Raw genomic sequence first — 9449 nt, 5'->3', positions numbered from 1 at the left:
CAGACGGTCATTTTCTTTCCGATTGTGTCTATCCCATCGTCAAGGTCTTTCTGTATCTCTTTTTCCTTTTCCCTAAGGGATATGTCGTCACGCTTCCCGGCAGGGGTCTTGTCCGTAGGCACTAACTTCCACGCATAGACAAATTGCACTTTACCAAAAGTATCGGTATATTTGTAAGCATATCTCCCGTCTTTGCTACCTACCTGTCGAACCGAAATTTCAATATGGATTCTGTTAATCTTGCTTTTAGCCTGTCCTGAGTATCGTCATTGATATGCCCCTTATACATAGACAGGTATTTAATATGTGCGTTGTAATACCGCAATACTGCGTCTACTGCTTCCGGCTCTCCGGCAACGGCTCTTTGAATCACTTCAAAAGGTATCAGTTTTTTGTTCCTCATGTTTCAATCCCTCCCATTCTTTCCGAAACTGTTTCAGCGCAACATTTCTTCTGCGGTTTATCGAACTCCTGCAACGTCCGTACAATCTGCCGATTGCTTCATCACGATAGCCAATGAAGTAATAAAGCAACAGAACTTCCCGTCTTAATTCCGGTAATCTTGATAATGCCGTTGCTAACCGTTCATCATCAACAACAACTTCCTTTCCCAACACAAGAAATACCGTTGGCTTGTCCTGTTTTTCAAAGTAGCTGTCCATAGCAGACGGTTCAAAATATTTCTCTGACATCAGATAGTCAAGGGATATTTCCCGTTCCTCTTTCCGCTTCAAATCCCGCCATGCGTTCATAGCTTCATGGCGCAGGACAATCTTACAGAACGCATGAAATGCATATTCGATATGCTCCATGAACTGTTCAGAATATCTCATTTTCACTCACCCCCTTTCTTCCCAGTAGGGGATTATTACAGCAAATACCCATGCAGCAGAAAGCGCATAGGTATTTGAGTAATGCGAGTTATTAAGACATACTAAATGATATGTGTATTCATACTCATAGGCAGAAAATCCCGTTCCACAAGACAGGATTTTTTTAACAAATCAATCACCGATGAATTTTGTTGATACAGTTTGCATTTCATGGCGGCAACTCCTTTAGCCGCCATATCTCTTTAGGCAAAGATTCTCGCTTCTTTAATGAAAGAAACGGCGGCTTTGATCTCTCAAAAGCCGCCGTGTATGAATAGGCGTGTGAAAATACCTCTGCTGTACGACGGCTTTTTTCTTTTGCCATCGTGCAGCAGAGCATTATTTAATATTCAATTCCATACTTCCTGTAAAATCTTCACATTCAATACCAATATAGTTGCTGCCACTTGACAATGTAATTGTTTCCTTATAAGTTCCGTCCGTTTCAATCAAGCTAACTGGTTTCTCGCTTCCCGAAATCCAAAATACTTTAGCAGTACCACTGTCAACTTTTAGGCCGCACTCTACAGTTAATTCATTTCCCTGCTCTCTTTCAACATCAACACCGCCAAACAGATATTCCGTTTTTGAAAAGTCCTTATATTCGGCTGAATAAGTTCCAACGTAATTATCAATCCCTGTAGTACGTTCCCCCTGCAAAGAGGATTCAGAAGTTAAAACAATGTTTCCACCAATTTCATTTAGCGCATCCATGATGTCTAAAGCAGTATTTTTTGGAGTGTCGCCTACAGTGTCAGAAGCCATATCAAGTATCTTTTCCGTCCCATCGGATAATGCTTGATAAATGCTGTTACAGCCGGAAAGCGATAAAGTACCCATACATATTAGAATGATGCAGAGTATTCTTTTTCCTGTCATTGAATATCCCCTTTGCCTTTTATTTTTTGTGTTTTGCTCCTGTCCTGTGCCAGAAGCAGCATAACCGCAGTTATAACAAGCATAATCAGAAGTACAACAACGCATCGGAAAATATTATATGTGCCGACTTCCATGCCATTTTGATAATTGATGAAACCAAGTCCTATCGTAACCGGGTAAAGACAGGACAGACCATGACCGGAAGCAAAAGTCCCTATAAAACCATAAAAAAATGCAAAAGCTACTCCCGTCATAAATGCTCCTGCCCTTTGTCCTGTAAATACAATAACAGGCAGCACCGATATAAATACAAAGCAATTCATTCCAACCATTTGGGCAAGCGATCTCATTACGCTGCCAAGAGCAATTCCCTCATATCTGCTAAAAAGCGAAATGAGAGCAGTAAATAAAAGTTCCACTACCGCCAGAAAGACAGAAATCATTCCGCAGACAAACACTTTACCCAAAAGCAGGCTTCGGAAAGATACCGGGATTGCCATTATATTTTTAAGCGTGTCGTCTGTTCTTTCACGTTCAATCATATAACCTGCAATCAGTACGATTGTCGCCGGAAAGATAAGCGAAAAGCTGTTCCATATTACATTATCTGAAAAACTGGAAAATGTCGGCGTTCCCGGCGTACCCATCTCCATAAAACAGGTTAGTAAAACAACAGACAGCATAGTTGCAATTCCAATCCAGATAACAGAGTATCGTTTTAATTTCCAGAGTTCTGTTTTTATGAGCCTTGCCATTTCTTACACCTGCCCTTCCTGCTTTTTGTAGATTTTGATAATCGCAAAATAAGAGATACCTCCAAGAATAAAAACGGTAAATACTACAATTCCTAATTTCAGAAAGTAGGGCTGCCAGTTTTCAAAAGCAGTTGTTCCCTGCTCAATCATTCTTGAAGCCTGCCAACGATAAATAACAGGCGTTGGTAAAATACTGGTAAGCACTTTCATCACTTGATTATCTGATGTGAACTGCCCTGTAAAAGCAAGGGAAAATCCAAACATTGTATAGAAGAATGTCAAAATAACTGCAAATATATAAGAGCGGTTAAATTTTACAATCGCAATTATAATCGGAAGTGTACCCGTGGCATATAGAATAGCCGTAATAATGGCGGTTATAAGTTTGTTCCAAATATTGCCCAAATCAGATCCGGCTATTATCCCCCCGATAATTGCAGAGAACAATGTTATACAGGTGAATAAAAAGCTGATAAAGTATAATACTATGATTTTTGCAGTCGCAATTTCCCATGCCGAAACAGGAATAGCTATCAAATTTTTCAGAGTTGCATTATCTCTTTCCATGTAAAAGAGCATAGCCCCTATAATGCCAAGTATGCAGGGAAGCATGACAGGAACAGCCATGCAAATGAGCAAATCATATAAGCCGTCAAAAGCGTTCAAATCGCCCACATTCCCTTTTAGTACAAGTGCAGTAAACGGGATAGGAAAAAGCAACGCAGAAAATATTACGAAAAGGACAAACTTTTTCCGTTTCAATTTCCAAAACTCACACTTTACAAGATCAAGCAATCCCTTCACCCCCTGTTACACGCTTGAAATAATCTTCAAGGCTTTCTTCGCAGACATAGGCTTCTGACACGGTAAGCCCGTTTTCGACAAAGGCTGTTACAATTTCACCGACAGGAATGCCTAAATTATGCAGACGCATCTTATAATCGTCCTGTATGGTAAACTGCGTTTCATGGAAATTGCGTTCTAAAATCCTTGCCGCCTGTGTTGTGCTGGAAACGGTAAAACGGATATGTCTGCTGCTTTTTGCTTCCAATTCTGCAAGGCTTTCTTCCTCCAGTAATGCGCCGTGGTCGATAATTCCAATATCATCAGCCAGCAATGCAATCTCGGAAAGAATATGGCTGGAAATCAATATTGTTTTCCCTCTTTCCGTACAGAGGTCACGGATAAAAGAGCGCACTTCCGCAATTCCAATCGGATCAAGACCGTTAATCGGTTCGTCCAAAATCAAAAGCTCCGGGTCGTGCATAATGGCAAGGGCAATCGCCAGTCGCTGCTTCATGCCAAGGGAGTATTGGGAAAACAGCTTTTTGTCTTTATAGGGAAGCCCCACTAAATCAAGCGCATTTTTAATTGCATTACGGCTCGGCACTCCCCGCAGGGTTGCAAAAATGCGCAGGTTTTCTGTGGCGGTCAGATTCGGGTAAAATCCGGGGGATTCAATCAGATAGCCAATCCGGGGCAGGAGCTTTTTCTCATTTGTCCGTAAAGGCTGTCCCCAGATTGTAACTTCCCCGGAAGTGGGCTGTGTCAGCCCAAGCAGCATTTTCATGGTCGTTGTCTTTCCGGCTCCGTTTCTGCCAAGCAGACCGTATATGCGTCCCTGCTTTACATGGATATTCAAATCCGCAACGCTTTTCTGTGTTCCGTATTGTTTGGTAAGATTTTTTGTTTCAATTACATATTTGCTCATTGCAAAACCTCCTTTTCATATTTGCTATTCTATCACGCTAACCTTGCCAAAACCTTGCCGAAACCTTGCTTTTTTCATGCTTTTACAGTTAAGCGAAATTTGACAAACTGAAAAATCCCTGTATTATTACAGGGATTTCGGAAGTAATAAGGTAAATGTAGTCCCCCTATCGGGAGTGCTGTCAACGGTGATTGTTCCTTTGTGAGCAGCTACAAGTTCTTTTACGATTGATAAGCCTAATCCATTTCCACCAGCAGACCGTGACTGATCGCATTGGTACATTCTTTCAAAAATATGCGGAAGATGATCGGGAGATATTCCTTTTCCATTATCTGTCATAGTGATTTTGGCTTGCAGATCATTTTCAAAAATATGGAAAGATATTTTGCTTCCTTTACTATGGATAAGGGCATTCTGCAACAGATTATTGAGGATGCGGCTATAAGCGTTTGCATCTATACGCATAAGATACTCTGTTTCTGGTATATCAAACACATAGTCAAAATTGCTGTTTTCTAAAACAGAAATCCAGTCAACGATAATATTCCGTGATAACTCGTTTAGGTCTAAAACTTCAAAATGAAAAATCTGTTCCCCGGAGTCCAGTTTTACCCATTCAAAAAGATTTTCCACAAAATGCTTTAGATAATCCGCTTTTTCAAATGCGACATGAACATATTCGTCTTTTTCTTCTCCTGCAACGATCTTACATTCTATTGCTTCCAAATAACCAACCAAAGAAGCAAGGGGAGTTTTTACATCATGGGAAATACTTGTCATTAACCGTTTATATGCCTGTTCAGATTGTTTTTGCTTGATAAGCTGCGTTTGGCTGTTCATTGCAATATCGTTTATACCATAGCAGATTTTTCTTGTCATATCGTTCTTTTTAGTCAGCATACGGCGGTTTAAATTCCCGGATTTTATATCTTCAAGGGCTTCTTCGATAATAGATAGTTGTCCCCGTACACGCCTAAGTTTTGTGACAAGAAACAAGATAAATAAAAGTGCGATACAAAACGCAATCAATAAAAACAGATTAACATTCATTTTATGCCTCCCTGTTAAAACGATAACCAACGCCGCGGACGGTTAAAATATAAAAAGGGTGTTCCGGGTCTGGTTCAATTTTTTTTCGTAATTTGCTGATAAAAGACATGATATTGCTATCATCAAAAGCATATTCTTCCTCCCATACATGGGTATAAATCTGCTTTTTCGTAAATACTTTCCCTTTGTTCGCCGCAAGAAAAGAGAGCAGATCAAATTCTTTTCCTGTAAGTTCCACTTGTACGTTGTTCATAAAAACAAGACGATTAAGATTATCAATCGTCATTCCCTGAAACACCATACAATCCGTTTCGGTGCTGGAAGTTGGATTGAGCAGGGTATAACGCCGGATAAGGGAATTGACACGCGCCATAAGCTCGTTAATGCTAAATGGCTTTGTCAGATAATCGTCTGCCCCCATTCGTAAGCCGGACACTTTATCTTCTTCATCGCTTTTTGCAGTGAGCATAAGAACGGGGACATTGCTTGTCTGCCGTACTTGCTGCAATACTTGAAAACCGTCTAAATCGGGCATCATGATATCAAGAATGATAAGTGAACAGGTATCTTTGTTTTCTGCCAAGATATGCAAGCCTTCTATACCGCCGCCTGCGACAATCGCAGCAAGGTTTTCCTGCTCTACGCATTTTTTCATAAGTGCGCAAAGCTCTTTATCATCATCAATAATCAAAACTTTATTCATGTTTTTTCTTCCTTTCTGCTTTCAACCGGGCATCTGTTGGTTTTTCTGCGTCTTTTGGTATCAGCCATAGCCGACTAAATTTTGCTACACCCGGTATGCGGTTTTCCTCACATAGCTTTTGCACCCGTCTTTCTGAAATGCCCCATTTTTGTGCCGCTTCCGGGGCAGAAATATACTCTAACATTTTCAGTCTCTCTCGCTTTCTATAAGTTTTATCACCATAATTATATACGGTTAACCGAATAAATTCAAGAAATTAAATGATACTTGGTATTTCCCAAACTTCTTTATAGATAGATTAAAAAAATTTTTTGAGAAATTTTTTTCAAAGCTTCGTTAAAATCGCCTTGTACGGGGTTGTAGGTAGTGAGAGAACTATCAAGAGGGTTTGGGATACTTCCCAACAAGCAAAGTAAGCGTTTTCATAGAAAAACAAAACAAGAACTCAACGATTCCTTTAGTAGAGAATAAAAGAATTTCAAACACTGATTGATTCCCAAGAAAACTTTTATGTTCTATAATTGTCTTACATGAAAAAACGGCCGGTTTTCAGTTTTTAACAGTTGTCCGGAGTTTTATGGAATATATTCCATAATAGAAAGCAGAAAAAACAGAAGGGTGCAAACTATGTTTGATATCATGAAAGTAGCCAAAAACATTAAGGCAGCAAGAATTGCCCAAAACATGACACAAATGAATTTAGCGGATGCCATGGAGGTAAGCTATCAAGCGGTGTCCAATTGGGAAAGAGGTAATTCCATGCCCGATATTGCCAAACTTGAGCAGCTCTGCCAAATTTTAAAAATCAGCCTTGACAAACTTTTAGGAACGGAAGAAGAAGCTAAAACCATCGCTAAAATCATAAATGGAAATGGAATTTCCTTATCTGACATCACCATAGATGTGATCAAAAACCTTGCACCGCTTCTTTCTCCCCAGAAAGTAAAGGAACTTTTAAATTTAAACCATCAGTCAAAACAGGAAAATAATTCCCAGACGGAAAAAGATTCGGAAAATAAATCGGAAAATAAAAAAGAATGGAAAATCGACTATTATACCATTATGGGCCTTGCCCCCTTTTTAACGCAGGAAGATCTGGATGCGCTTGTTACCCAGGTGGAAGGAGAAATAAGTCCCGAGGCGCTCATCGCCCTTGCACCTTTTCTAAACAGGGACTGTATGGATGCGCTTGCTATGCGACTCACAGGAAATATCAGCCTGGAACTTCTGATAGGTCTTATGCCCTTTTTATCCAAAGACGGGCAGCATAAGTTATGGAAAAAGTTTGGATTAGGGTGTTAATAGCAGACGCTGCGTCCATTTGAACCGAAGCATTTTCTTCTTTTTTGAGAAGGAGGGTGACGGAAGATACCTCATCTTCCGCAAACGCTCCAAGCGTTACACCCTCCCCTTTTTCTGTCCCATCACTACATAATAAGACACTGCCAAAAGCACCGCTGCCCCCGTCCATGCAAGAATTTCCGCATAAAAAATCCCTTCCTGTCCCAAAAAATGCGGAAAAACCATAGCTGCCGTAACGCGCATCAGAAATTCCGCTAATCCTGAGAGCATGGGAATCACTGTATTTCCAAGTCCCTGCAGCCCAGAGCGGTAAACATACAATGCATAAAGTACAACCAGAAAATAACTCATAACATTCAGGTAATGGCGGGCGATTTGAAGTACCTGCTCTGTCTCCTTGGGACTTCCCGATATAAACAGAGAAAGAATCGACCTTCCAAAAACCAGCATAAGCAGAGAAATCGTAAGGGCTGTCACCGATGAAATAACAATTCCGCTTCGGATCCCCTTCCTGATCCGCTCATAATCTCCCGCTCCATAATTCTGGGCCACATAAGTTGTAATTGCATAGCCAAAGGAAGTAGCCGCCACCTCAAGAAGCCCGTATAACTTATTGGTAGCTGTAAATCCTGCCACAAAAAGAAAGCCGAATCCGTTCACCACCGACTGCACTACCATCCCGCCAATGCTAATGATTGTGTTTTGGAACATAACTGGCACACCCAAAAGCAATAAGCGCTTTAACATATCTCCTTCCGGCACAATATGCTTCCGGCCAATCTGCACACAGGCAAGTGACCTCATAGCCAAAAGACATGCAAAAAGCGCACATCCCTGGGCAAATAAAGTAGCCCCGGCCGCTCCGGCAATACCCCAATGGAACTCCATCACAAACAAAAGATCCAAACCAATATTTACCAGCGCCGCAACTACCATAGCCACCAAGGGCGTTTTGCTGTCTCCAAGCGCTCTTAAAAGCGCGGAGGCAAAATTATAAAGCAGGGTAATCGGAATCCCGGCCCACAAGATTCTTAAATACAGCTCCGATCCTGCAAAAATATTATCCGGCGTCTTTAAAAGCCTAAGGGCCGGCGCAATCATTAACTGCCCGCAAAAAACCATCAGACATACGGCTCCTGCTGAAAGCACCAGCGCATTTCCAATGGTCTTTTTTAAATCTTCAAATTTTCCGGCTCCATAATACTGGGAAAATAAAATCGAAAAGCCCTGGGTAAGGCCTGTTGCCAGTCCAAAAAATAACCAGCTAAGCCACTCAGCGGCCCCTAAGGAAGCGAGGGCCTCCACTCCCACCCCCTGTCCCACAATGATGGTATCTACCAGCGTATACATCTGCTGGAAAAGATTCCCCACCATCAATGGCAATGCAAAGAAAATAAGGAGCTTTGCCGGATTCCCCTCTGTAAAGTTTTTTGTTTTTTCCATAATTTATCTGAATTTTACCGCAGTGCCATATGCCATTACCTCTGCCGCTCCCTGCATAACAGCCGCAGATGCATAACGGACATTCACCACCGCATCGGCTCCCATCCTCTCCGCTTCTTCTACCATACGCTTCGTTGCAAGCGCCCTGGCATCGTTCATCATTTCCGTGTAGGCCTTTAATTCTCCTCCCACTAAAGTCTTAAATCCCTGGGTAATATCATGCCCCACATTTTTAGACTGAATTGTGCTGCCTTTTACAAGCCCAATCATCTCCAACTCTTTCCCACTGATATAATCAGTATTTACTAAGATCATCTTCCTCTCCTCCTTCGATCTCCTTAATTCTGCTTGCCAGAACACCCACCATCACAGCTCCTGAAAATAGCGGTACCGCCACCATCAAAGCCTTTACCTGTAAAGGAATACCTCTTATGACTATAAAAAGTACCGCCATTCCAATATAATATAGCAGTATAATGATTGTAATAATAATTGGCGCTATCATCTTTTTTCCATGTTTCATAGCTACTTCCTCATACCACCGCTCTGGGATGCATAAATTGGGGTGAAAATGCCCTATTCCTTTCTCCGGTCCATCACCTTATGTCTCCTGCTCATAGTATACCAGAAACTAAACTTGCTATCAATCCCATTTCATTGAAATCCCGAAAATTTTGGTAAACAGGTTACTTTTCACACGTTAGCCAATAAACAGCTTGGAAAAAACAAATATT

14 protein-coding genes are annotated in these 9449 nt (G+C 41.2%); 1 reads left to right on the top strand and 13 read right to left on the bottom strand.

Going from position 1 to position 9449, the window contains the following annotated elements:
- From D5281_RS14960 to D5281_RS14915, 10 genes are all read right to left on the bottom strand, one after another.
- The coding region (locus tag D5281_RS14960) for an integrase DNA-binding domain-containing protein (protein WP_330585047.1) at positions 1–239 on the bottom strand (239 nt) is incomplete at its 3' end.
- The gene (locus D5281_RS14955; RefSeq protein WP_160560932.1) at positions 200–403 is read right to left on the bottom strand and encodes a helix-turn-helix domain-containing protein; all 204 of its coding nucleotides are present in this window, start codon (positions 401–403) and stop codon (positions 200–202) included. The genes D5281_RS14960 and D5281_RS14955, both read right to left, overlap by 40 nt.
- Positions 375–833: an RNA polymerase sigma factor gene (locus D5281_RS14950; RefSeq protein ID WP_160560931.1), complete on the bottom strand. Its 459-nt coding sequence runs from the start codon at positions 831–833 to the stop codon at positions 375–377. Before D5281_RS14950 ends, D5281_RS14955 begins: the two co-directional genes overlap by 29 nt.
- Positions 834–1211: 378 nt before the next feature.
- The gene (locus D5281_RS14945) at positions 1212–1751 is read right to left on the bottom strand and encodes a hypothetical protein (RefSeq protein ID WP_160560930.1); all 540 of its coding nucleotides are present in this window, start codon (positions 1749–1751) and stop codon (positions 1212–1214) included.
- Positions 1748–2506, bottom strand: coding sequence for an ABC transporter permease (locus D5281_RS14940; protein ID WP_160560929.1), 759 nt, complete (start codon positions 2504–2506; stop codon positions 1748–1750). The genes D5281_RS14945 and D5281_RS14940 overlap by 4 nt, the downstream gene beginning before the upstream one ends.
- A 3-nt stretch (positions 2507–2509) precedes the next feature.
- Positions 2510–3310 carry an ABC transporter permease gene (locus tag D5281_RS14935; RefSeq protein ID WP_334296618.1) on the bottom strand — a complete coding sequence of 267 codons (801 nt, stop codon included), beginning with the start codon at positions 3308–3310 and terminating at the stop codon, positions 2510–2512.
- Positions 3294–4217 (bottom strand): ABC transporter ATP-binding protein, encoded by a 924-nt coding sequence (locus D5281_RS14930; protein WP_004069666.1) that lies wholly within the window; start codon positions 4215–4217, stop codon positions 3294–3296. The genes D5281_RS14935 and D5281_RS14930 overlap by 17 nt, the downstream gene beginning before the upstream one ends.
- Before the next feature lie 126 nt (positions 4218–4343).
- Positions 4344–5267 (bottom strand): sensor histidine kinase, encoded by a 924-nt coding sequence (locus tag D5281_RS14925; protein WP_004069668.1) that lies wholly within the window; start codon positions 5265–5267, stop codon positions 4344–4346.
- A 1-nt stretch (position 5268) separates the two neighbouring features.
- Positions 5269–5970, bottom strand: a complete 702-nt coding sequence (locus tag D5281_RS14920; RefSeq protein ID WP_160560927.1) for a response regulator transcription factor — start codon at positions 5968–5970, stop codon at positions 5269–5271.
- Positions 5963–6154 carry a helix-turn-helix domain-containing protein gene (locus D5281_RS14915; RefSeq protein WP_016307071.1) on the bottom strand — a complete coding sequence of 64 codons (192 nt, stop codon included), beginning with the start codon at positions 6152–6154 and terminating at the stop codon, positions 5963–5965. The genes D5281_RS14920 and D5281_RS14915 overlap by 8 nt, the downstream gene beginning before the upstream one ends.
- A 443-nt stretch (positions 6155–6597) precedes the next feature.
- Between D5281_RS14915 and D5281_RS14910 the strand changes: the two genes are divergently transcribed.
- The gene (locus D5281_RS14910) at positions 6598–7272 is read left to right on the top strand and encodes a helix-turn-helix domain-containing protein (RefSeq protein WP_160560926.1); all 675 of its coding nucleotides are present in this window, start codon (positions 6598–6600) and stop codon (positions 7270–7272) included.
- Between the two features lie 96 nt (positions 7273–7368).
- On the opposite strand, the gene D5281_RS14905 is transcribed toward D5281_RS14910, so the two are convergent.
- From D5281_RS14905 to D5281_RS14895, 3 genes are read right to left on the bottom strand one after another with little or no spacing between them, the layout of a single operon-like run.
- Entirely contained in the window at positions 7369–8715 is a 1347-nt protein-coding gene (locus tag D5281_RS14905) for an MATE family efflux transporter (protein ID WP_160560925.1), read from the bottom strand.
- Positions 8716–8718: 3 nt separating this feature from the next.
- Positions 8719–9030, bottom strand: a complete 312-nt coding sequence (locus tag D5281_RS14900) for a YbjQ family protein (RefSeq protein WP_160560924.1) — start codon at positions 9028–9030, stop codon at positions 8719–8721.
- The gene (locus D5281_RS14895) at positions 9011–9238 is read right to left on the bottom strand and encodes a hypothetical protein (RefSeq protein ID WP_160560923.1); all 228 of its coding nucleotides are present in this window, start codon (positions 9236–9238) and stop codon (positions 9011–9013) included. The genes D5281_RS14900 and D5281_RS14895 overlap by 20 nt, the downstream gene beginning before the upstream one ends.
- Positions 9239–9449: the final 211 nt, after the last annotated feature.

The organism is Parablautia muri, assembly GCF_009917485.1.
Taxonomy (GTDB): domain Bacteria; phylum Bacillota; class Clostridia; order Lachnospirales; family Lachnospiraceae; genus Suilimivivens; species Suilimivivens muri.
Note: the sequence above shows the minus strand (reverse complement) of the source record. Positions and strands in the feature narration are given on the sequence as shown.